17 protein-coding genes are annotated in these 22,043 nt (G+C 67.6%); 9 read left to right on the forward strand and 8 right to left on the reverse strand.

What is annotated here, in order from left to right; all coding sequences use genetic code 11:
- The first annotated feature begins 12 nt into the window (after positions 1-12).
- Positions 13-546, forward strand: coding sequence for a rod shape-determining protein MreD (mreD, locus tag RD110_RS01370; RefSeq protein ID WP_076195972.1), 534 nt, complete (start codon positions 13-15; stop codon positions 544-546).
- The gene (gene mrdA / locus RD110_RS01375) at positions 543-2,687 is read left to right on the forward strand and encodes a penicillin-binding protein 2 (RefSeq protein ID WP_076195974.1); all 2,145 of its coding nucleotides are present in this window, start codon (positions 543-545) and stop codon (positions 2,685-2,687) included. The genes mreD and mrdA overlap by 4 nt, the downstream gene beginning before the upstream one ends.
- A 1-nt stretch (position 2,688) precedes the next feature.
- Here the strand turns inward: mrdA and RD110_RS01380 are convergent, their stop codons facing one another.
- On the reverse strand, positions 2,689-3,708 hold the full coding sequence (locus RD110_RS01380; RefSeq protein WP_076204216.1) for a LacI family DNA-binding transcriptional regulator: 1,020 nt from the start codon (positions 3,706-3,708) through the stop codon (positions 2,689-2,691).
- Between the two features lie 203 nt (positions 3,709-3,911).
- Here RD110_RS01380 and RD110_RS01385 point away from each other — a divergent pair, with 203 nt between their 5' ends.
- From RD110_RS01385 to RD110_RS01405, 5 genes are all read left to right on the forward strand, one after another.
- Positions 3,912-5,183 carry an ABC transporter substrate-binding protein gene (locus tag RD110_RS01385; RefSeq protein ID WP_076195976.1) on the forward strand — a complete coding sequence of 424 codons (1,272 nt, stop codon included), beginning with the start codon at positions 3,912-3,914 and terminating at the stop codon, positions 5,181-5,183.
- Between the two features lie 252 nt (positions 5,184-5,435).
- Positions 5,436-6,425, forward strand: a complete 990-nt coding sequence (locus RD110_RS01390) for a carbohydrate ABC transporter permease (RefSeq protein WP_083686054.1) — start codon at positions 5,436-5,438, stop codon at positions 6,423-6,425.
- 10 nt (positions 6,426-6,435) lie between these two features.
- Positions 6,436-7,491, forward strand: a complete 1,056-nt coding sequence (locus RD110_RS01395) for a carbohydrate ABC transporter permease (RefSeq protein WP_076195978.1) — start codon at positions 6,436-6,438, stop codon at positions 7,489-7,491.
- A gap of 8 nt (positions 7,492-7,499) precedes the next feature.
- Complete coding sequence (locus RD110_RS01400) at positions 7,500-8,501, forward strand: ABC transporter ATP-binding protein (protein WP_076195980.1); 1,002 nt, start codon at positions 7,500-7,502, stop codon at positions 8,499-8,501.
- A gap of 29 nt (positions 8,502-8,530) precedes the next feature.
- Entirely contained in the window at positions 8,531-10,936 is a 2,406-nt protein-coding gene (locus tag RD110_RS01405) for a glycoside hydrolase family 31 protein (protein ID WP_076204221.1), read from the forward strand.
- Positions 10,937-10,948: 12 nt separating this feature from the next.
- Here the strand turns inward: RD110_RS01405 and RD110_RS01410 are convergent, their stop codons facing one another.
- The 3 genes from RD110_RS01410 to RD110_RS01420 all read right to left on the reverse strand — a co-directional run bounded on the left by RD110_RS01410 (position 10,949) and on the right by RD110_RS01420 (position 14,506).
- Positions 10,949-11,701, reverse strand: coding sequence for a sulfite exporter TauE/SafE family protein (locus RD110_RS01410; protein WP_076195982.1), 753 nt, complete (start codon positions 11,699-11,701; stop codon positions 10,949-10,951).
- A 10-nt stretch (positions 11,702-11,711) separates the two neighbouring features.
- Positions 11,712-12,470 (reverse strand): sulfite exporter TauE/SafE family protein, encoded by a 759-nt coding sequence (locus tag RD110_RS01415; protein ID WP_076204222.1) that lies wholly within the window; start codon positions 12,468-12,470, stop codon positions 11,712-11,714.
- A gap of 329 nt (positions 12,471-12,799) precedes the next feature.
- Positions 12,800-14,506 (reverse strand): GMC family oxidoreductase, encoded by a 1,707-nt coding sequence (locus RD110_RS01420; protein ID WP_076195984.1) that lies wholly within the window; start codon positions 14,504-14,506, stop codon positions 12,800-12,802.
- Between the two features lie 322 nt (positions 14,507-14,828).
- Here RD110_RS01420 and RD110_RS01425 point away from each other — a divergent pair, with 322 nt between their 5' ends.
- Both RD110_RS01425 and RD110_RS01430 read left to right on the forward strand, forming a co-directional pair.
- On the forward strand, positions 14,829-16,709 hold the full coding sequence (locus tag RD110_RS01425) for a serine protease (RefSeq protein ID WP_083686055.1): 1,881 nt from the start codon (positions 14,829-14,831) through the stop codon (positions 16,707-16,709).
- Complete coding sequence (locus RD110_RS01430; RefSeq protein WP_076195988.1) at positions 16,706-19,090, forward strand: tetratricopeptide repeat protein; 2,385 nt, start codon at positions 16,706-16,708, stop codon at positions 19,088-19,090. Before RD110_RS01425 ends, RD110_RS01430 begins: the two co-directional genes overlap by 4 nt.
- A gap of 41 nt (positions 19,091-19,131) precedes the next feature.
- Here the strand turns inward: RD110_RS01430 and RD110_RS01435 are convergent, their stop codons facing one another.
- The 4 genes from RD110_RS01435 to RD110_RS01450 form a co-directional block, all read right to left on the reverse strand.
- Positions 19,132-19,599: a hypothetical protein gene (locus tag RD110_RS01435; RefSeq protein ID WP_076195990.1), complete on the reverse strand. Its 468-nt coding sequence runs from the start codon at positions 19,597-19,599 to the stop codon at positions 19,132-19,134.
- 72 nt (positions 19,600-19,671) lie between these two features.
- Complete coding sequence (locus tag RD110_RS01440) at positions 19,672-20,658, reverse strand: Bug family tripartite tricarboxylate transporter substrate binding protein (RefSeq protein WP_076195992.1); 987 nt, start codon at positions 20,656-20,658, stop codon at positions 19,672-19,674.
- 97 nt (positions 20,659-20,755) lie between these two features.
- Positions 20,756-21,118: an aminoacyl-tRNA synthetase gene (locus tag RD110_RS01445; RefSeq protein ID WP_076195994.1), complete on the reverse strand. Its 363-nt coding sequence runs from the start codon at positions 21,116-21,118 to the stop codon at positions 20,756-20,758.
- A 68-nt stretch (positions 21,119-21,186) separates the two neighbouring features.
- Positions 21,187-22,041, reverse strand: coding sequence for an SDR family NAD(P)-dependent oxidoreductase (locus RD110_RS01450; protein WP_076195996.1), 855 nt, complete (start codon positions 22,039-22,041; stop codon positions 21,187-21,189).
- Positions 22,042-22,043: the final 2 nt, after the last annotated feature.

The following is a 22,043-nucleotide window of genomic DNA, read 5'->3' on the forward strand; positions in this document are numbered from 1 at the left end:
TGGGAGGTCCGCATGATCATGCGTCCGGGCCAGCAGCAGCTGCTGCTGCCGGCCAATCCTGTCTTCATCGCCCTGAGCCTGGTGCTGGCCCTGCTCGTCAACATGGCCGGCAACATGGGCCTGTGGGGCCGCGCGGCCTGGGTGCCCGATCTGCTGGCCGTGCTGCTGGTGTTCTGGAGTGTGCACCAGCCGCAGCGCGTGGGCATCGGCATCGCCTTCGTGTTCGGCCTGTGCATGGACGTGCACCAGAGCAGCCTCCTGGGGCAACACGCGCTGTCGTACGCGGTACTGAGTTTCCTGGCCATCGCCATGCATCGGCGGCTGCTGTGGTTCAGCATGCCTTCGCAGGCCATGCAGGTGCTGCCGCTGTTCGCCGTGGCGCATTTCATCGAGTTCCTGTTGCGCATGCTCGGCAGCGGCACCTTCCCCGGCTGGAGCTTCATGCTCGCGCCGGTGATCGAAGCCTTGCTTTGGCCGGTGATGAGCGTGCTGCTGCTCGCGCCGCAACGCATGGCGCCGGATCCGGACAAGACCCGGCCCCTATGACCGAACTCAAGGACCACGCTTCCGAACTCGCGCGCTTCCGGCTGCGCCTGCTCGTCGCCGGCCTGGTCGTGGTGCTGGCGTTTTCGGTGGTGGTGGCGCGGCTGGTCTATCTGCAGGTGGTGCGGCACGAAGACCTCAGCGAACAGGCCGAGAACAACCGCACGGCCATCGTGCCGGTGGTGCCCAACCGCGGCCTGATCCTGGACCGCAACGGCGTGGTGTTGGCCAGCAACTATTCCGCCTATACGCTGGAGATCACGCCCAGCAAGGTGGCCGACCTCGAGCAGGTCATCGAAGAGCTCTCGCACGTGGTCGACATCCAGCCGCGGGATCGGCGCCGCTTCAAGAAACTCGTCGAGGAATCGCGCAACTTCGAGTCTTTGCCGATCCGCACCCGGCTCACCGACGTCGAGGTGGCGCGTTTCACCGCGCAGCGCTACCGTTTTCCGGGCGTGGACGTGAAGGCCCGGCTGTTCCGCAGCTACCCATACGGCGAACTCGCCAGCCACGTGATCGGCTACATCGGCCGCATCAACCAAAACGAGAAGGCGCGCATCGATGACTCGGAGGACGCCGACAACTACAAGGGCACGGAATACATCGGCAAGCTCGGCATCGAGCAGAGTTACGAGGCGCAGCTGCACGGCCTCACCGGCGTGGAGGAGATCGAGACCTCCGCCGGCGGCCGGGCGGTGCGCAAACTGGCGAGCAATCCGGCCACGCCGGGCAACACCGTGGTCATGTCGATCGACATCAAGCTGCAGAAGCTCGTGGAAGACCTGTTCGGCGACCGCCGTGGTGCCCTCGTCGCGCTCGATCCCAAGACCGGCGAGGTGCTGGCCTTCGTGAGCAAGCCAACCTTCGATCCGAACCTGTTCGTCGAAGGCATCGATTCAGAGAGCTGGCAGGCGCTCAACGAGTCGCCGGACAAGCCGCTGCTCAACCGCGCCCTGCGCGGCACCTATGCGCCGGGCTCGACCTACAAACCCTTCATGGCGCTGGCCGCGCTCGAGACCGGCAAGCGCACGCCGCAGCAGAGCATCGTCGACCCCGGCTTCTTCATGTTCGCCGGCCACCGCTTCCGCGACGACAAGGAAGGCGGTCACGGTGTGGTCGACATGTACAAGTCGATCGTGCAGTCGTGCGACACCTACTACTACATCCTGGCCAACGACATGGGCGTGGACCTGATGCACGACGAGATGGTGAAGTTCGGCTTCGGCGAACTCACCGGCATCGACATCAACGGCGAGGTGCGAGGCGTGTTGCCGTCCACCGCCTGGAAACGCCGCGCCTACAAGCGCGCCGAGCAGCAGAAGTGGTACGCCGGCGAAACCATCTCGCTGGGCATCGGCCAGGGCTACAACAACTTCACCATGCTGCAGCTCGCGCTGGCCACCAGCGTCATCGCCAACGACGGCGTGAAGATGAAGCCGCACCTGGTCAAGGAGGTGGTGGATGTGGTCACGCGGAGCTCGAAGGAGACCCTGCGCGAGATCAAGGCCGAGATCAGCGCCAAACCGGCCAACATCGCCGTCATCCAGCGTGCGCTGGCCGGGGTGACCAGCGAAGGCACGGGCGCCACGGCGTTCAAGGGCGCGGGTTACCTGTCGGCTGGCAAGACCGGCACGGCCCAGGTCGTGACCATCGGGCAGAACGAAAAATACAACGCCAACACCATGCCAGAGCGCTTCCGCGACAACGCCTTGTACATGGCGTACGCACCGGCGCAGAACCCGCAGATCGCGCTGGCCATGGTGGTGGAGAACGCTGGCTTCGGCGGCGTCAATGCCGCGCCGATCGCGCGCCGCGTGTTCGACTACTGGCTGATGAACCAATACCCGAACGAGGCGGATCTGGCCGCGGTGCAGAAAGGCCAGGCGCAGACGCCGCTGGGCCAGCCGCGTGCCGTGGCCGATGTGCCGGGCCTGCCGGTGCCGCCGATGTCCGGCGCTTCGGCGCCAGCGGCCGTGCGGGCGGGTGCCACGCCGGCACAAGTCGCCGCCGCGGCATCCGCGCCCGCATCGGCCGTGGCCATGGCCTCGGCGGCCTCGATGACGCCGGTGCCGCCGGCGTCCGCCGCCAGCGCCGCCACCAGCGCCGCCGCTGCCGCCAGGGCGCTGCGAAAGAGCCGGCGTTAGGTCAGCTTTCCAGCGCCGCGGCCATGCGGTGCGGCATCAGGTGTTCGCGCGGCGGCTGGCCGCCCCACAGGCCGATCAGCAGATCGACGACACGCGGGCCGAAGTCGCGGTGCGGGATCTCTACCGACGTGAGCCACGGCGCGAGCCAGGCATTGATCGGATTGCCGTCGATGCCCACCAGTTCGCAGTCATGCGGCACCCGCACACCGCTCTCGCGCGCCAGCCGGTGCACGCCATAGGCCACCTGGTCACTGATGCACATCGCGCCGCGTGGCCAGGCCTGGGGCGCGGCAAAGTGGGCGGCGGCGGCATAGCCGATTTCCAGGTGCGAGATACCGGGCGCCTCGACATGGCGAACCTGCCCAGCCGGAACGCCCCTGGCGGTGGCACGGTCGCAGAACCCTTTCACGCGTTCACGCGTGGTGGACGAGCCGCGCGACGGGAACACCACGGCCGGCGCGTCGATGCCGCGGTCGAGCAGGTAGTCGGCCGCGGCGGCGCCTGCGGCCAGGTTGTCCGGCCCGACGAAGGCACATTCGCCGAACGGGCTGCGCCGGCTCACGAAGACCATCGGCGCGCCGCGATCCACGAAGTCGCGCAACCCGGGGCTGGGCTGGCTGGCCACCATCACATAACCCTGCACCACCTGCGAACGCATGGCGTTGAGGTAGTCGTCCTGCAGGTCGGGGCGATCGTGCGTGTCGCACAGGATCATGGTGTAGCCGGCCTCGCGCAACGCCGCCTCGGTCGAAGCCGCGATGGTGGCCATGACGGGGTTGTCGAGGTTGGCGGCGAGCATCGCCACCAGGCGGCTTTCGCGGTTGCGCAGCGCGCGGCCCAGCTGGTTGGGGTGGTAGCCGACGGTCTTGATCGCCTGCCGCACCCGTTCGAGCGTTTCCGGCGACGCGCGGCGGGTTTCACCGTTCACGATGCGCGACACCGTGGCGATCGAGACGCCAGCCTTCGCCGCCACCGTGGCCAGCGACACCGGTCCTATGCCTGGGCGACTTTCGTCCGTCATGTTTTCCTTGATCTCCCGTCCATCATGGGCCTTTGCAGGGGCCGCGGTGCCCATCGGTCATTGTCGCAGCCGGGGCACCGCGCGACGTCCATGGCCCCGGCTCAGGGTTTTCCCGAGAGCATCGACAAAGCCTTGGTCTTTTTGGCAAACGTTTGCCATAATAATTCATCGGACCCCCAATAACCAAGAAAGCACGGAGACACATGAAGCGCTTATCCGGAATTCTGAACACCGCCGTCGGCATTGCGCTGATGGGCCTGGCCTCCACCGCGTTGGCCGACATCCGCGTCATGTGTTACCAGGACGGCAACGAATGCGAGGTCACCGCCGACCTCATCAAACGCTACGAGGCGCAGAACCCGGGTGCGAGGGTGATCCTCGACACCGTGCCATACAAGACCGTGGTCGAGCAGCTGCCGATCCAGCTCGCCGCCGGGCAGGGCCCCGACATCGCGCGGGTCGCGGAGATCGGCGGCCTGTCGAAGAACTACATCGACATCGCGCCCTATGTGAAGGACCGCAAGTACTGGGAAGACAACTTCGGCAGCACGCTGCCCTGGATGCGCAACAAGGCCGGCGACAAGGGCATCTACGGCTTCCTGTCGCAGCTCACCATGACCGGCCCGTTCGTCAACAAGACGCTGTTCGAACAGGCGAAGATCCCGTTGCCCGGCCCGAAGGCCACCTGGGACGAATGGGCCGATGCGGCGCGCAAGGTGGCCAAGGCCACGCAGACGCCCGCGGCGATGGCCTGGGACCGGTCGGGCCACCGCTTTGCCGGCCCGGCGGTGAGCTTCGGCGCCAAGATCTTCGACGCCAAGGGCAACGTGGCGCTGGACGATGGCTACAAGACGGCCGTGGGTAAGTTCGTCGCCTGGCACAAGGACGGCACCATGCTCAAGGACGTGTGGGGCGGCTCCGGCGGCTCCAGCTACGCCGACACCGTGGGCGAATTCAAGAACGGCCGGCTGGTGATGATCCTGTCGGGCTCGTGGCAGATCAACCGCATGCAGAAGGAAATCGGCAATGCCTTCGACTGGGTGGCGGTGCCCAACCCGTGCGGCCCGGCCGCCTGCTCCGGCATGCCCGGCGGCTCGGCCTGGGTGGCGCTGAAGACCACCAAGTCGCCCAAGGAAGTCGGTCGTTTCCTCGACTTCATGGCGCAGGAAGCCCAGGTGGCCGAGTTCGCCTCGCGCACCAACAGCATCCCGGCCCATGCCGGCGTGGCGAAGAAGGGCGTGGCCTATCCGAGTGCCGGCCCGGCGGCCCAGGCGGCACTCGGCGTGTTCACCAGCGGCACCGCCACGCTGGCACCGGCCGCCTACGCGCTGCAGGGCTACAAGTACAACCGCGCGCTGATGCTGCCCACCGTGACGCGCGTCACCCAGGCCATCGTCGGCGAGATCAGCGTCGACGAAGCCGTGACCAAGATCGGCGCCGACATGGCCGAGGCCGTCAAACAGGCTGAAAAATAGGCACACCCCAGGTTGGCGCACTGTGTGTAGCCGCCCACCCCTCCTTCCACAAGCTCAGGACAGGCTTGCAGGGGGCACAACCTGCGGCCCGGCGAAGACGGTTCCGCGGTTGTTCTGGAATGAGACACGCTGGTCCGCCAACGCTGCCAACCCCGTTCGTGCTGAGCTCGTCGAAGCACCCCCCGTTCGCCCTGAGCTTTTCGAAGGGCCTTCGACGGTGGGGCATGTGCCTGAAAGTAGATCGGAGTCCGTATGTCAGTCTTCACCAGCCTCCTGGGCTTCTTCTTCAACCTGTTCGAGCCGGTGTTCCGCCTCGGGCAAAAGCTGCTCGGCTCGTCGCGCATCGGCTGGCTGTTCGTCGGGCCGAACCTGTTGATCATCAGCATCTTCACCTTCCTGCCGATCGTGGCGAACCTGGTTTATGCGTTCACGGGCGGGGTGAACCTGCTGCCGACGCAGCGGCCGTACGCGGGACTGGAGAATTTCGCGATCCTGCTCGAATGCCGCGACTACACCGACCTGCAGTCCTGCCGCACCGACATCTTCTGGCGCTCGATCTTCAACACCGTGAAGTTCAGCCTGATCCAGGTGGCGCTGATGCTGTTCTTCTCGCTGGTCACGGCGCTGGTGCTCAACCGCAAGATCATCGGCCGCGGTTTCTGGCGCGGCGTGTTCTTCTACCCTGTGCTGCTGTCGCCGGTGGTGGTGGCGCTGATCTGGAAATGGCTGCTGCAAAGCCAGGGCGTGTTCAACGCCGGCCTGGTGGCCATGGGCGCGCAGCCGATGGACTGGCTGCTCGACCGGCACTGGGCCTTCTTCTGGGTCGTCGTGGTGTCGATCTGGGCCCACATGGGCTTCTACACGCTGATCCTGCTGGCCGGCCTGCAGGCGATTCCCAAGGACGTGTACGAAGCCGCCGAGATGGATGCGGCCAAGCCGTTCCGCGTGCTCTATCGCATCACGCTGCCGCTGCTCATGCCCAACCTGATCGTCGTACTGGTGCTGGTGATGATCCGCGCGGTGCAGAGCTTCGACGAGGTGTTCGTGCTCACCGGCGGCGGCCCGGGCTCTGCCACCACTTTCATCGTGCAATACATCTACCAGACCGGGTTCGCCGAGCAGATCCACCTCTACGGCCTGGCCGCGGCGGCCTCGCTGATCCTGGCCGTGGGGCTGATGGCGCTCACCCTCGTGCAGCTCCGGCTGTCCAAGGCCGGTGAAGCCGGCAAGGTCAAGAAATAAGGACGCAGCGATGGCGAATTTCCTCACCCGTACCCGAGGCCGCCGGCATGGCGGCACCCGCCTGCACTGGACCGACTGGCTCTCCTACGCCTACCTGCTGGCCGGCCTGGTCGTGATGTTCGGCCCAGTGCTCTGGCTCGTGATGTCGTCCTTCAAGACCGAAAGCGCGCTGAGCCAGTTCCCGCCGACCTTCCTGCCCTACAGCCAGAAGGAAGTCGTGGTGGCCGGTTACGACAAACCGCTGCCGTTGTTCAAGGCCAAGGACGACCAGGGCCAGGTGCGCGAACTCGCCCAGGTGCGCCGCATCGGCCTGGTGGCGACCATGGTGGACCCGGCCGCGCCGCAGACCGAGATCCGCGTGAACATCAACGACCGCCAGCCGGTCAACGAACTCAAGTTCGCCAGCGGCAACTACACCGAGATCTTCGGCAAGTTCGCCTTCGGCACCTACCTGTGGAACAGCGTCTTCATCACCGTGGTGGCCACCGTGCTCACCCTGCTGTTCAACTCAATGGCGGCCTTTGCCCTGTCCAAGTACCAGTTCACGGGGCAGAAGACGGTGTTCGTGCTGATCATCGGCACATTGATGATCCCGCCCACCATCATTCTGGTGCCGGCCTTCCTGGTGATCTCCGAACTGCACCTGCTCAACAACCTGTGGGGCGTGATCCTGCCCGCCGTGGCCACGCCCACCGGCGTTTTCCTGCTGCGCCAGTACATGCTGACCATTCCCGATGAACTGCTCGAAGCCGCGCGCATGGACAACGCCAGCGAGTGGCGCATCTACTGGAAGATCATCCTGCCGCTGGCCGCGCCGGCCATGGCCGTGCTGGCCATCTTCTCGTTCATGTGGCGCTGGAACGATTTCCTGTGGCCGCTGATCGTGTTGTCCAAGTCGGAGCATTTCACGCTGCAGCTCGCGCTCAACGCCTTCCAGGGCGAGCTCAACACCCAATGGCACTACCTGCTGGCCATGACCGTGATCACGCTGATCCCGATCACCATCGTCTTCGCCTTCCTGCAGAAATACATCACCACCGGCATCGCCAGTGCCGGTGTGAAATAAGGACTCCCATGGCTACGCTAGAACTCTCCAAAGTCGTCAAGACCTTCGACAAGACCACCATCATCCACGGCGTCGACCTGCAGGTGGCCGACGGCGAATTCGTGGTCTTCGTCGGCCCTTCGGGCTGCGGCAAATCCACGCTGCTGCGCATCATCTCCGGCCTGGAGCCGGCCAGCGGCGGCGACATCCGCATCGACGGCCAGCGTGTCAACGACGTGAGCGCGGCGCACCGCGGCTGCTCCATGGTGTTCCAGTCGTACGCGCTCTACCCGCACATGAGTGTGTACGACAACATGGCCTTCGGCCTGGAGAACCTGGGCGTGGCCAAATCGGTCATCGAGAGCAAGGTCAACGCCGCGGCCACCATGCTGCAGCTCGCACCGCTGCTGCAGCGCAAGCCCACGCAACTCTCCGGCGGCCAGCGCCAGCGCGTGGCCATCGGCCGCTCCATCGTGCGCGAACCCAAGCTGTTCCTGTTCGACGAGCCGCTGTCCAACCTCGATGCCGAGCTGCGCGTGTCGATGCGCGCCGAGATCCGCGACCTGCATGCCCGCCTGGGCGCGACCATGGTCTACGTCACGCACGACCAGGTCGAGGCCATGACCATGGCCGACAAGATCGTGGTGCTGCGAGGCGGCCGCATCGAGCAGGTCGGCTCGCCGCTGGACCTGTACAACCGGCCCTGCAACCAGTTCGTCGCCGGCTTCATCGGCAGCCCGCGCATGAACTTCGTTCCGGTAGCGCAGATGCCCCGCGCCAAGGCCGGCGCGGCCACCGTGGGCATCCGCCCCGAACACGCGCAACTCTCCGACCAGGGGCCGCTGTCGATGCAGGTGTCGCAGGTCGAGCAGCTCGGCAGCACCAGCATCCTGCACGGCAACGTGGTGCCCGAGGCTGCGTTCGAAGTCATCCTGCCGGGCCAGACGCGCATCCAGCGCGGCGACACCGTGCGTGTCAGCGCGCCGGACGAACACCTGCATTTCTTCGACCCGCAAGGCCTGAGATTGTGACCCTGACCCGCCACCCATCGATGACGACCATGCGTTTAGACCAAGCTCCCGTATTCAGCCTGCAATCACACAGCGGCAACCACATCGTGCTGCGCAGCGGCGGCCTCGCCACGGCCCATGTCTGGGTGCTGGAGGAAGACATGGTGCGCGTGCTGGTGTTGCCGCAGGGCGACCTGCAGATGCCGCGCACCTGGACCGTGGCACCGGGCCTCGACAACCTGCCCCCCGAAGGCCGCGACCGGTTCGACCTGAGCGGCTTTTCGTTGCCGGCCTTCAAGCTCACGCACGACGATGCCCGGCTGCAGATCACCACCGGCGCCGTACGCCTCACGATTGCGCTCGCAGGCTTCTTCTGCCGCTGGGAAAGCCGCCACCGCGGCGCCTGGCAGGCCACGGCCGCCGACCGCGCCACGCAGAGCTACAACTTCGGCTGGTGGGACGAGAAGGTCTACCACTACCTGCAGCGCGAACGCGGCGAGGCCTACTTCGGCCTGGGCGAACGCGCGGGCGACGCCAACCGCGCGGGCCAGCGCTACCGCATGTGCAACCTCGACCCGATGGGCTACAGCGCGCGCAGCACCGACCCGCTGTACAAGCACATCCCGTTCTACATCACGCGCAAGGGTGGCGGGAAGGACACCGGCCTTTGCTTCGGCCTGTTCTACGACACCCTGTCCGACTGCAGCTTCGACATGGGCCGGGAGATGGACAACTACCACGGCCACTACCGCTACTTCGTGGCCGACCACGGCGACCTCGACCTGTACTACATCGCCGGCGCCGATCCGGCCGCCATCACCCGGCGCTACACCTGGCTCACCGGCCGGCCGATCTTCCCGCCGCGTTACGCGCTCGGCTACTCGGGCTCGACCATGCGCTACACCGACGCGCCCGACGCGCAGGAGCGCATGGGCGAATTCCTGCAGCGGTGCGAGGAACACGACATTCCCTGCGACTCGTTCCACCTGTCTTCGGGCTACACCTCGATCGGCCCGGGCCGTTACGTCTTCCACTGGAACCGCGAGAAGTTTCCCGACCCCGCGGCGTTCGTGCAGAGCTACCTCGACCGCGGTGTGCGGCTCGTGCCCAACATCAAGCCCGCGCTGCTGCGCGACCACCCGCGCTTCGAAGAGGCGCGCCAGGCCGGCCTGCTGGTGCAGGATCCGGACGGCCAGCCCACCGCCGTGCAGTTCTGGGACGGCACCGGCGCCTACCTCGACTTCACCAACCCCGCGACCATCGCCTGGTGGAAGAAACAGGTGACGGAGCAACTGCTGCAGTACGGCATCCCCACCACCTGGAACGACAACAACGAATTCGAAGTGTGGAGCGACAAGGCCATGGCGCACGGCTTCGGCACGCCGCGGCCGGTGGGCGAGGCGCGCCCGCTGCAGACGCTGCTGATGATGCAGGCCTCGCACGCCGCGCAGACCGAGTTCGCGCCGACCGAGCGGCCCTACCTCGTGTCGCGCTCCGGCGCGGCGGGCATGCAGCGCTACGTGCAGACCTGGTCGGGCGACAACTACACGGCCTGGGAAACCCTGCGCTACAACATCCGCATGGGGCTGGGCTTGGCGATGTCGGGCGTATCGAACACCGGGCATGACATCGGCGGGTTTTCCGGCCCCGCCCCCGGCCCCGAGCTGCTGGTGCGCTGGGTGCAGCACGGCATCTTCCTGCCGCGCTTCAGCATCCATTCGTGGAACGACGACCAGACGGTGAACGAGCCCTGGATGTACCCGGCCGTCACCCCGCAGATCCGCGAACTCATCGTGCTGCGCTACCGCCTGATGCCCTACCTGTACGACCTGGTCTGGCGCTACCACCGCGGCTTCGAGCCGATCATCCGGCCGACCTACCACGACTTCCCCGAAGACCTGCGTTGCCTGGAAGAAAACGACGACATGCTGGTCGGCGCCAACCTGCTGTCGGCGGCCGTGGTCGAGCCGGGCCAGACCGAACGCGCGGTATGGCTGCCGGGCACGGGCGGCTGGTACGAATGGCATTCGGCGCGGCATCACCCCGCCGGCCGGCTGATCACGCTGGCGGCGCCGCTCGATGGCCCGCCGCCGCTGCTGGCGCGCGAAGGCTGCGCGATCCCGATGAACTACGGCGACATCCATTTCGGCCGGGTCGAGGACCTGCGCGGCTTCCAGCTGTTTCCCTTCCTCGGCGAGGGCCAGTTCGAGTCGACGTGTTACGAGGACGACGGCCGCACGCAGGGCGGCGCATCCGGCCAGTGGCGGCTGCAGGTGGCGTGTACGCCGCAGAGCCTGCAGATCGGCGTGCTGCGCGAAGGTGTCCACCCGCCAGCGCAGGACAGCCTGGTCCTGCGCCTGCCCGCGGCGGACGGCCGCCGCATCGGCTTCACCGGCGCCACCGTGGTCCACGACACCGTGGGCGCCGACTGGCGGCAGATCACGCTCGAGCTCTAGCCGGGGCCGGGTTCAGAGACGGGCCAGCAGCCGCGGCACCGAGGCCGCGAGCATCGCCACACCCGAGGCCGTCAACAAGCCGAGCACGATCCTGCGGAAGGCCGCCTCGCTGATGCCGATGTAGAGCCGCGTGCCGAGCAGCGTTGGCACCAGCATGGCGGCGGCTACCACACCGAACATCGGCAGCATCGCGCGTGTGACGATGCCGGTGGCCAGATAGCTGCCCATGGTCACGGCCAGCATGGCCAGGTTGAAGTTCTGCACGATGGCCCGCTGCGCGTCCTTCTCCAGCCCGCGCAGCGTGCACCACAGCGTCGGCAACGCACCGGTAAAGCCGCCGAGGCCGCCCATCACGCCGCCCGCCAGGCCCACGACCGCATCGGCCGGCCGGCCGCCGGCGGTGATGCGGGGCAGGTGCCGGGCCATCAGCATCGCGGGGCACCACACCACCAGGAGGCCGCCGAGCACCAGGCGGAACCAGTCCATGTCCATGCGCGGCAGCAGCGCCACGCCGAGCGGAATGCCGGCCAGGCCGCCGAGCACGAAGGGCAGCAGGCTCGGGATGTCGAAGCCGCGGCGCACCGAGACGGCGGCGATGACCTGCCCGGTTAGCGAGCCGAACACCACCAGCGTGGCGGCCAGGCGCGGCTCGAGCGCCCAGGCCCAGAACGACATCGCCACCAGCCCAAACGCAAAGCCCGACAGGCCCTGCACGAAACCCGCGACGATGGCGCCCAGCGCCACGATGAACAGGATGGAGTCCATGGGTGGCCCGCTAACGCAGGAACGCGTCGTAGCCCGTCTTCAAGATCAGCACGCTCACCACGGCGATGAACACGATGCGCACGAAACCCGCGCCGTGTTTGAGCGCGAGCCGCGTGCCGAGCAGGCTGCCGATCACGTTGGCCAGCGCCATCACCACCACGAAGTGCCACCAAACATGGCCCTTGACCGCGAACAGGATCAGCGCCGCGAGGTTGGTTGCGGTGTTGAGCAGCTTGGCCGAGGCCGAGGCGTTGAGGAAGTCGTAGCCCAGCCAGCGCACCAGCAGGAAAACGAAGAAGCTGCCCGTGCCCGGGCCGAAGAAGCCGTCGTAGAAACCGATGACCAGGCCGATGGCGGTGGCGGCCCACATTTCCTGTCGGCCTTCGAAACGGGGTGCGTGCACGCGGCCGAGTTCCTTCTTGGCCAGCGTGTAGGCCAGCACGCCCACCAGCACCAGCGGCAGCAGCTTGCGCAGGAAATCCGGCGAGATCACCGTGACCAGCCAGGCACCGCCGAGGGAGCCGGCAAAGCCCGCTGCCGCGGCCGGCCGCAGCGCATGCCAGCGCATGTCGACCCGCCGGGCATATTGCCATGTGGCGAAACCCGTGCCCCAGATCGAGGCACCCTTGTTGACGCCGAGCAAGGTGGCGGGATGGGTCGTGGGGAACACGGCAAACAGGGCGGGCACCAGGATCAGGCCTCCACCGCCCACAATCGCATCGACGAAACCGGCCAGCAGCGAGGCCATTGATACAAGCAGCAATTCCATGGCGGGCATTGTCGCACCCGCATTTCCGGCGAAATCCGAGACGGATGTGCCTTCCGGCCGCGGTCGCCAGGCATAAAAAAAGCGCCGGGTTGCGGCGCTTTGAAAAAACATCTCGTTCGGATGCCTGAATTGTGTTCTGCTTTTTGGGCTGTCTCCTCGGTCCCTCGCTTTGACAGGCCGGGGCCTGAGTGCAAGTGGCGCTACTGTAGTTGGTGCACCAAGCCGGGGCATTGGGACTTACCCTGACCGGTGATGTGCATACAAACCAAACCTCGCGAGAGCGAACGGGAACGAAAAATCGCGCGCAATTACATGTTCAAAAGCGAGGCTTAACGCGCTGCCTCGGCGATCCAGTGGGCCGCCTTTTCCGCGATCATCAAGGCCGGGGCATTGGTGTTGCCGCTGGTGATGGTCGGCATCACCCCCGCGTCCACCACGCGCAGCCCGGCCACGCCGCGGACCTTGAGGAACGCGTCGACCACGGCCATCGGATCATCGTCCCGCCCCATCTTGGTGGTGCCCACGGGATGGAAGATCGTCGTGGCGATGTCGCCGGCAAGTTGGGCCAACTCCTCGTCGCTCTGGAACTGCACGCCCGGTTTCCATTCTTCGGGCTGCAGCCGTGCCAGGGCTGGCTGCGCCATGATGCGCCGCGTGAGCCGCAGCGAGTCGGCCGCCACCTGGCGGTCCTCCGCAGTGCTCAGGTAATGGGGCGCGATGGCCGGGGCGTCCTCGAATCGCGGGCTCTTGATCTGCACCGTGCCGCGGCTCGTGGGGTTCAAATTGCAGACGCTGGCCGTGATCGCCGGAAAGCTGTGCAGCGGGTCGCCAAAGGCGTCGAGCGACAGCGGCTGCACGTGGTATTCGATGTTCGGGTACGGCTGGCCCGGGTCGCTGCGCGTGAACGCGCCGAGCTGCGACGGTGCCATGCTCATCGGCCCGGTGCGCTTGAACGCGTACTCCAGGCCGATCCTGGCCTTGCCCCAGAGGCTGCTCGAGAGCACGTTGAGCGTGGGCACGTCCTTTACCTTGAACACCGCGCGGATCTGCAGATGGTCCTGCAGGTTCGCGCCCACGCCGGGCAGGTCGATCTCCGGCTGGATGCCCAGGCCCTGCAGCAGCTCGGCCGGGCCGATGCCCGACAGCTGCAGGATCTGCGGCGAGCCGATACTGCCCGCGCACAGGATCACCTCGCGCGTCGCGCGCGCCCTGAGCCGGCCGGAGCCGGTGAACACTTCTGCGCCGGTGCAGCGCCGGCGGCCATCGTCGGTCGGCTCCAGCGTCAGCCGCGCCACCTGTGCAGCGGTCCACAGCTCGAAGTTGGGCCGCGCATAACACGTGGGCCGCAGGAAGGCCTTGGCGGTGTTCCAGCGCCAGCCGTTCTTCTGCGTGACCTCGAAATAACCCACGCCTTCGTTGTCGCCGCGGTTGAAGTCGCTGGAGGCGGGGATGCCGGCCTGCTGCGCAGCCTGGGCCACGGCGTCGAGCACGTCCCAGTGCAGGCGCTGTTTTTCGATGCGCCATTCGCCGCCGGCATGCCGGTGCTGCAGCGTGTGCCAGTAGCTGCCCGCCGGGCTCTTGCCGCCGAGCAGTTCAGGCGTCGTGCCCTTGGCGCCGTGCAGTGCATCGGCGCCCTTGTAGTAGTCCTCGTGCAGCTTGAAGTAGGGCAGGGCGTTCTGCCAGGACCAGGAATCCTCGCCCGTGAGTTCGGCCCAGAGGTCGTAGTCGCGGGCCTGGCCGCGGGTGTAGATCATGCCGTTGATGCTCGAGCTGCCGCCAAGGGTCTTGCCGCGCGGATAACGCAGCGTGCGGCCGTTCAGGCCCGGATCGGGCTCGGTGCGGTAGAGCCAGTCGGTGCGCGGGTTGCCGATGCAATAGAGGTAGCCCACCGGGATGTGGATCCAATGGTAGTCGTCCTTCGGGCCGGCCTCGATCAGCAGGACGCGCTTGCTCGCATCCGCGCTGAGCCGGTTGGCCAGCAGGCAGCCCGCCGTGCCGGCGCCGATGATGATGTAGTCGAAAGTGGTGTCGCTCAACGCGTTGTCTCCAGGGTGTGCGCAAACTTTAACGCGGCCTGTACCACCGGGCCCCTGGGTGAACCCGGTCCGGCTGTTGTGAAAAGGTTGCAATGCGGCGACGCGACCGGGTCCGCGGCACAGGTCGAAAGGCCCACTTGTACATTTCGCCGCACAGCGGCAAGGGCTTCAAGTCATCGATCGTTGCATTGACGGAACAGATGGCGGTCGATGCAAATTGTTTCCCTCATCCGGGTCATGCGCCCGGCCGTTGCTGGCCGTGGCACACCCAAAATAGCGCCCAACGCCTCGACTGCCGTCTTTCCCTGTTCGGCCCCCATGCATGCCTTTTCTTGACCTGCCAGTTCATTCCGCCGTTCCCCTCCGACCCTTTTCTTCGACCCGTCACCTTGTTTCTCTCGCGGCGCTGCTGGCGCTCGCACACCCAGACCCGGTATGGGCGCTGTCGGCGCAGGAAGTCTTCGCCCGTAGCGGCGGGTCGGTCGCTGCGCTGGAGACGCTGGACGCCTCGGGCCGGCGCGTCGGTGTCTCCAGTGCCACGCAGGTGCAGGCGCGTCGTTTCGTCACCATCTGCGAAGCACTCGAAGGTGCTCAGACCGTGCGGCTGCGCTGGCCGGACGGGCCGCAGGAGGGCGTGCCCGTGGCGGTGGCAGCCCGCGACCGGGAACGCAACCTGTGCCTGGTCGACCTGCCCGAGGCGAGCATGCCGCAAGGGTCGGCGTTGACGGTGCAGCGGGAGTTGCCGCCAGTGGGCAGCCGGGTCTATGCCGTGTCCAACGCCGCCGGCCTGGGCGTCGGCATCTCGGAAGGCGTGGTCTCCGGTGTGCGCAGCTTCCGCGGCCAGCGTTACATCCAGTTCACGGCGCCCGTGTCGCCCGGCTCCGAAGGCGGCGCGCTGCTGGACGCCGAGGGGCGCCTCGTCGGCGTGCTCGACTACCGCCACCGCGCCGGGCAGAACGTGAATTTCGCGCCGCTGGCGGCCTGGGTCGACGAGGTGGTGGCACGTTCTCAGGCGGCGGCTGCGCAACTGCAGCGCTTCGACGCGGCCACGGAGCTGCTGCGCAACGCGCGCTGGACCGAACTGTCGGCGCTGTCCGCCACCTGGGTGCGCGAGCAGCCCGACGATGCCGACGCGCTGCGTTTCGCGGTGGCCGCCGCGGCCGGGCTGAAAGACGCACCGGCGGAACTGGCCGCTTGGCGCGAACGGTACCGCGTCAGCCCCGAGCAGCCCGGGATCGGCGTGAGCCTGGGCGAGCTGTTGCTGATGCGCGGCCTGGCCGACGAGGCCAAGGCCCATGCCGAGCGCCTGGTGGCCGCGCAACCCGAATTCGCCAAGGCCCATCTGCTGCTGGCGCGGACCCAGGAGGTGGCTCGCGCCAATCGGGAGGCCGAGGCTTCGTACCGCCGCGCCATCGAGCTGGACACCTGGCTCTTGGAGGCCTACCAAGGGCTGGCGCGCATGGCGCAAGCCAAGGGCGACCACGAGACGGCGATCGCGATCTGGTCGCGCTTGTCCGGCTTGTTCCCGGAAAGCCTGCAACCGCGTATCGAGCTGGCAAGGGCCTATATGGCGGCCAGGCGGAACCAGCGCGCCTACGCGGTGCTGCAGCAGTTGCCCGCGGCCGACCAGGATGGTTCGATTGCCTGGTTCTGGCGCGGCGTGGCGCTGCTTCGGCTGGATGCGCCGGAAGCGGCGGTCGCGGCGTACCGCAAGAGCCTGGAGCGCCAGCTCGAATACCGCGAGGAGGCTTGGCGCGGCATCGGCGAGGCGATGGGCGCGATGCAGCGCTGGCCCGAGGCGATCGCGGCCTTCCAGGCGGCCGTCGATGCCACGCCCTCCAACGACGGATGGCGCTACAACCTCGCGTGGTCGCTCAACCGTGGCGGCCGGGCCGCCGAAGCCTTGCCCATCCTCAGCGACCTGACGGCGAAGTCACCCGACGAAGCCAGTTACTGGCGGCTGCTCGGCATCGTGCTGCAACGCCTGGACCGGCCGCGCGAGGCGGCCAACGCGATGGAGCGGGTGCTGCAGCGCGCTCCGCGCGATGTGTTGGCCTGGAGTGAGCTTGTCGCCATGCGCCGCGCCGCCGGCCTGCACAAGGAAGCCCGCGACGCCTACCAGCAGTTGCTGGCCCTGGACACCAAGGCGGCGGCGGACAGCTACCGCCGCAGCATGCTGCCTTTCGAGGGGACTGCGCCATGAGGAAGCCGCTCTTTTCCTCGCGGTGGCTGACAGCGCTCGCGCTGGTGGTGTGGGGCATGTCCGCTTGGGCCGCGTCGCCCGCCTGGTCTGCCGAGCCGTCCGCGGACACGCGCGACGATGCGCGGCGGGTGTTCGACCGGGTGGCGCCATCGGTGGTGACGGTGCAGGTCCAGGACGGCCACGGCAGCGGCGTGGTGGTCGCGCCGGGCAAGGTCGCGACCAATTGCCATGTCGTGCGCGACGAACCCGTCATCCGTGTCGTCACCGCCACCGGCGAGTTCAAGGCCGCGTGGACGGCGCAGTTGCCGGATGTCGACCTTTGTCTGCTGTCGGTGCCCGAACTCAAGGCCGCTCCGGTTGCGCTGCGGCGCAGCGACAGCCTGGCCGTCGGTGAACCGGTGCATGCCGTGGGCAACCCGCTCGGTTTCGGGCTGGCCGTGAGCAGCGGGCTGCTCACCATCGTGCAGAAGGGCGAGCCCTACGCCCTGCTGGTGGCCACCGCGCCCCAATCGCCTGGCTCCAGCGGTGGCGGCCTGTTCGACCGTGAGGGCCGGCTGCTCGGACTGACCACCGCCGTGCTGGGCACGGGCCAGAACCTGAACAAGATCGTGGTGGCCGATGGCGTGGCGGATCTGCTGGCGCACGGCGCAGCGCCGCCGCCCGCCGTGGTGCCGCCCGAGGCCGAGAGGCACAGGGCCGACCTGGCCGAAGAACTGCAGGCTTCTTCCAGTTGGGACAAGCTGGAGCGGCACGCGCTGGCCTGGACCGCCGTGCAGCCAACGGCCGCCCTCGCCTGGGTCTACCTGGGGCAGGCCCAGCAGACATCGGGCCGCAAGCAGGAGGCCGAGGCCAGTTTCCGGCGGGCGTTGGCGCTCGACGACCATCTGCCGTTCGCCTGGCTGACGCTCGGCGATGTTTTGTACGACCTGAACCGTCCCGATGAGGCCGAGCAGGCACTGGCCAAGGCCGAGTCGCTCTGGCCCGGCTACCCGGAGCCGGCTCGGACACGCGCCCGCATCCTGTTGGCGGCCAAGCAGCCGGAAGCCGCGCTGGCCCAGATCCGCGAGTCGCTGCGCAAGATGCCCGAACGCACGTACGCCTGGGAACAACTCGGCGCCATCCAGGAGGCACTGGGTCACCGCGCCGAAGCCATCGCCGCCTACACCAACGCCCTTCGGCTGGGCAGCACGGAGGCCTTTACCAAGGTCCGGCTGGCCGCGCTGGCCGCCGAGGACGGCAACGCCAGCCCGGCCTTCCGCGCGGGCTTGTTGAAGGGCGCAACGGCCGCCGAGGAAGCCAAAATGCTCGTGGCCCTTGCCGACGCCGACCACAAGGCCGGAAGGTACGCACAAGCCGAGGAGGCATCGCGCAAGGCGGTGGCGCTGGCACCCGATTCGGCCAGGGCCTGGAACGCCCTGGGCGGCGTGCTGGTGGCCACGCAGCGTCTGGACGCGGCCGAGGACGCATTCGGCAAGGCCATCGCGCTGGAGCCGGCCGAACCCGCCTGGTTGACGAACCGCGCCGACGTTCGCCGGACGCGGAAAAAGACCGACCTGGCTTTCGCCGATGTCCGGGCCGCGCTGGCGCTGGCACCCAATGACGTCTGGGCTCTGCGCACCTACGGCATTTTGTTGCTCGAAGCCCGGGCCTACGCTGACGCCGATGCGGCCTTCGCGCGCGCCCATGCCATCGAGGCCCTGCCGCCGGAGTACGTCATTTACTGGGCCGATGCCCGCCAGGGCCGCAACGATGCGGACGGAGCGCTGAAAATGCTGCGCGAAGTCGAGAAGACCGAGCCGGTGCCGCGCGCCCTCAACCTCGTGATGGCCAGGGTGCTGGGGCGCAAAGGCGACTTCCAGGGCGCGCTGGTCTACACCGAACGCGCGGTGTCGGCCGACCCCACCGAATCGGTTGCTTGGAGCTCCAAGGGTTATGCCCTGTTGAAGCTCAATCGCCTGGGCGAGGCGGCCGAGGCACTCGAAACCGCGGTGCGGCTGGATCCGCAACTGGCCAATGGCTGGATCAACCTGGGCGAGGCGCAGATGCGCGCCCTCAAGCTCGGTCGGGCGATCGAGGCGCTGGAGAAAGCGCTGAGCCTGGTACCGTCGGCCAGCGATGCGCGGATGTTCTTGGTCCAGTCCTACATGGCGGCACGCCTGCCGGTGAAGGCGCGGCAGCAGGCGGAAAAGCTGCTCGAGCAGCAGCCCGGCCATCTGCCAGCGCTGGGGCTGATCACCATGGCCTATCTCATGGAAGGCAACAACGCGGCGGCCACGGAAACCTTTCTCAAGCTGAGAAGTACCGCGCCGCCGACGGCAAGGTATGTGCGCGAGCGCGCCATCGCTGCGGGCCTGCCGCAGGCCAGCAGCCTGCCGGAGTGATCGGCACCATCGGTACGAGGGAGGTGCTGCCTCACGCCCGTTCAGTTCAGCGTCGCGCCCTGTACCGTCGCCTGGGTTTGTTCGGCACCCGCGAACATCCCGGTGATCTTCTCCTCGGCCATGAAATCGCTGTAGGTGAAGTCGATCTGCCGGTCGAAGTTCGCGTATTCGATCTCGTCGCGGATCGTCCGGGCGAGCAGCTTCTTCAGCACGATGAGCGTGCCGGGGTCGAGCGACCTTTCGCATTCGGCCAGCGCGGTCTTCAGGTCTTCGCTGCAGACGTGGGCCTTGGTCGGGTCGTTGTATTCCAGGCCGCGCGTCAGGCGCATGGCGAGACGGCGCGTGGCCAGAAAGCGGGTCTTGGCGAACGCTGGGTGCACGCGGCTCAGCACCAGCGACAGGCCGCCGAGCAGGATCTGCAGTTCCGTCAGCCGGGCGTTGTCGGTCACGCGCGGCAGCATCAGGTCGGTGTTCCAGGGCGACTCGCGGTGGAGGTGTTTGCTGTTCATGGCTGCATGCTAAGCAAGGCCCGCGCCGCGGAAGTGCGGTAAAGCGGCCGGAAAAACCGGCTTTTCAGAATTTCACTGCGGCTGGAAGCCGCTGGCCTTGATGATGCGGGCCCAGGTCTGCGCATAGGCGTGTTCGCGCCGGGCCAGCACGTCGGGCGGCATGTAGTCCACGGTAAGACCCATGGCCGTGAACTTGTCGCGCACCTCGGGCTCGGCGACGATCTTGGCGATGGCATGGGCGAAGCGGTCGATGGTGGTGCGCGAGGTACCGGCCGGCGCGAAGATGCCGTAGTAGGGCACGTCCTCAAAGCCGGCGACGCCGAGCTCGGCGAAGGTCGGCACGTCGGGCAGCGAGGCCTGGCGTTTGTCGCCGAGCACGGCGATCACACGGATCTTGCCGGCTTTGTGGTTCTCGATGAAATCCGGCACCGAGCCGATGCCCGCCGAGATCTGGTTGCCAAGCATGTCGGCCAGCATTGGCGCGCTGCCGCGGTAGGGCGCGGCCTGCAGGTCGATGTTGTATTTCTCGCCGATGATCTTCACCAGGAATTCGGGCACCGACGCCGGCGCGGGCACGCCCACAGTGCCACGGCCGCCCTGGGTGTTGCGCGTCCAGGCCAGGTACTCGGCCACCGATTTTGCCGGCGTGCCGCCCGAGACGGCCAGGGCGTTCACGAACGTGGCGAAACCGGCCACGGCCACGAAGTCGTGCGACGGGTCGAAGCCGGGGTTCTTCACCACCAGCGGCAGGATCGACACCGTGTGGTCGTGCGTGAGGAAAAACGTGGAGCCGTCGGGCCGGGCCGTCTTGAGCACCTGCGCGGCGATCTGGCCGCCCGCGCCGGCGCGGTTTTCCACCACCACCGGCGCGCCCAGCTCATCCTTGAGTTTTTCGGCGAGCGTGCGCGCGATCACATCGGTGCCGCCGCCGGCCGGGAAGCCCACGAGCAGGCGGATGGCGCCGGTCTGCGCCTGGGCCAGGCTGCCGGCGAACAAGGCGCCGAATGCGGCGGTACGAAGCAGGGCGCCGAAGCAGCGCCGCGAGATGAAACGGGCCATGGAATTCTCTGAGAAGTGCGGATGACGAAGCTGGGTGCAAAAACGATGCCACCGCAGTATCACCCACGCGCCATGCCCATCCCCATCCCCACTCGTCTCACGCCGCCTTCGCCGCCTTGTGGTGTTCGAGCCGGAAGATCACCTCCTTCACCACCGCCACCATGGCCGCGCGGTCCCGGTTCGGATGGTCGCTCACCAGCACGGTGGTGGCGCCGGCCCTGACCTCGCTCGGCGTGGTCTTGCCCGGCGGCGTGGTGAAGCGCAGGTCGATGCCGTGTTCGGTCATCAGCGGGCCGCAGGCGCCCCAGTCGCGGGTCCACTTCGGCAACTGCGTGGTGTTCTCCCACAGCGTGCCGGCGTTTTCGTAACACTCCTCGATCTGGTGGTGGCCCAGCAGGTGGGCCAGGTGCCGCTCCTTGGCGACGCAGCTGCGGAAATACTCTTCATCGCTGACGCGCATGTTGGGTCTCCTCGTGATGCACCTCCACCCTAACCAGCGCGGCGCGGCAGGTCAAGCGGCCGAACGCATTACTTCGGGGCCGATCCGATCGGCGGCCGGCCGGGCCGGCCCGGGATCATCGTGAGCATGTGGTCCGAGATGCCACCGTCCACCACCAGGCTCTGGCCGGTGATGTAGGCCGCGCCCGGCCCGGCCAGGAAGGCCACGGTGCGGCCGATGTCCTCGGGCTGGCCGATGCGGCCCAGCGGCACCAGGCTTTCGCGCTGGGTCTTTACCGCCGGATCGGTGTACACGGGCGCGGTCAGCGGCGTATGGGTCATGCCGGGGCAGACCGCGTTCACCCGGATGCCTTCCGCGCCCCATTCCTGCGCCATCTGCCGGCACAGCATGATCAGGGCGGCCTTGGCCGCCGAATAGCCACCGTAGCCGGGATGCGGCGTCAGGCCCGACATCGAGGCCACGGCCGTGATGCTGCCGCGTGTGCGCACCAGCTGCGGATAGGCCGCCTGCGCCATGACGAACACCGAGCGGGTGTTGAGATGGAAGGTGTGGTCCCATTGCGCCACCGGCAGGTCGACCAGCCGGCCGGGGCCGGAAGCGCCGGCATTGCAGACCAGCGCCGTGAGATCGCCGCCGCCCGCATGGGCCTGGGCCACGAGGTCCACGCACTGCGCGGGGTCGGTGATGTCGCCGGTGATGCCCTGCGCCGTGGCGCCGGCCGCGCGCAGTTCCGCGAGCAGGTGGTCCAGCTTCTCGCTCGGCGCGGAGGCCGCGGCCGAGATGTGGATGGGCGCACCGTCCCTTCGCGCCTGCGCGATCAGCGCGAAACAGATGCCGCGGCCGATGCCGCCGGCGGCGCCGGTGACCAGGGCGTGGATGGGGGCTGGAGTGGCGGTGGTTGGTGTGGGTGTCGAGTGGGTCATCA

Origin of the sequence: Rhodoferax koreense, from assembly GCF_001955695.1 — a bacterium.
In the GTDB taxonomy this organism is placed as follows: domain Bacteria; phylum Pseudomonadota; class Gammaproteobacteria; order Burkholderiales; family Burkholderiaceae_C; genus Rhodoferax_B; species Rhodoferax_B koreensis.

Coding starts and splice junctions, on each gene's coding strand:
- RD110_RS01445 (WP_076195994.1), bottom strand. CDS start 21,118: ATGCGCGTCAGCGATGAAGAGTATTTCCGCAGCTGCGTCGCCAAGGAG.
- RD110_RS01395 (WP_076195978.1), top strand. CDS start 6,436: ATGGCGAATTTCCTCACCCGTACCCGAGGCCGCCGGCATGGCGGCACC.
- RD110_RS01415 (WP_076204222.1), bottom strand. CDS start 12,470: ATGGAATTGCTGCTTGTATCAATGGCCTCGCTGCTGGCCGGTTTCGTC.
- RD110_RS01435 (WP_076195990.1), bottom strand. CDS start 19,599: ATGAACAGCAAACACCTCCACCGCGAGTCGCCCTGGAACACCGACCTG.
- RD110_RS01390 (WP_083686054.1), top strand. CDS start 5,436: ATGTCAGTCTTCACCAGCCTCCTGGGCTTCTTCTTCAACCTGTTCGAG.
- RD110_RS01405 (WP_076204221.1), top strand. CDS start 8,531: ATGCGTTTAGACCAAGCTCCCGTATTCAGCCTGCAATCACACAGCGGC.
- RD110_RS01430 (WP_076195988.1), top strand. CDS start 16,706: ATGAGGAAGCCGCTCTTTTCCTCGCGGTGGCTGACAGCGCTCGCGCTG.
- RD110_RS01380 (WP_076204216.1), bottom strand. CDS start 3,708: ATGACGGACGAAAGTCGCCCAGGCATAGGACCGGTGTCGCTGGCCACG.
- RD110_RS01385 (WP_076195976.1), top strand. CDS start 3,912: ATGAAGCGCTTATCCGGAATTCTGAACACCGCCGTCGGCATTGCGCTG.
- RD110_RS01400 (WP_076195980.1), top strand. CDS start 7,500: ATGGCTACGCTAGAACTCTCCAAAGTCGTCAAGACCTTCGACAAGACC.
- RD110_RS01450 (WP_076195996.1), bottom strand. CDS start 22,041: ATGACCCACTCGACACCCACACCAACCACCGCCACTCCAGCCCCCATC.
- mrdA (WP_076195974.1), top strand. CDS start 543: ATGACCGAACTCAAGGACCACGCTTCCGAACTCGCGCGCTTCCGGCTG.
- RD110_RS01410 (WP_076195982.1), bottom strand. CDS start 11,701: ATGGACTCCATCCTGTTCATCGTGGCGCTGGGCGCCATCGTCGCGGGT.
- RD110_RS01425 (WP_083686055.1), top strand. CDS start 14,829: ATGCCTTTTCTTGACCTGCCAGTTCATTCCGCCGTTCCCCTCCGACCC.
- mreD (WP_076195972.1), top strand. CDS start 13: ATGATCATGCGTCCGGGCCAGCAGCAGCTGCTGCTGCCGGCCAATCCT.
- RD110_RS01440 (WP_076195992.1), bottom strand. CDS start 20,658: ATGGCCCGTTTCATCTCGCGGCGCTGCTTCGGCGCCCTGCTTCGTACC.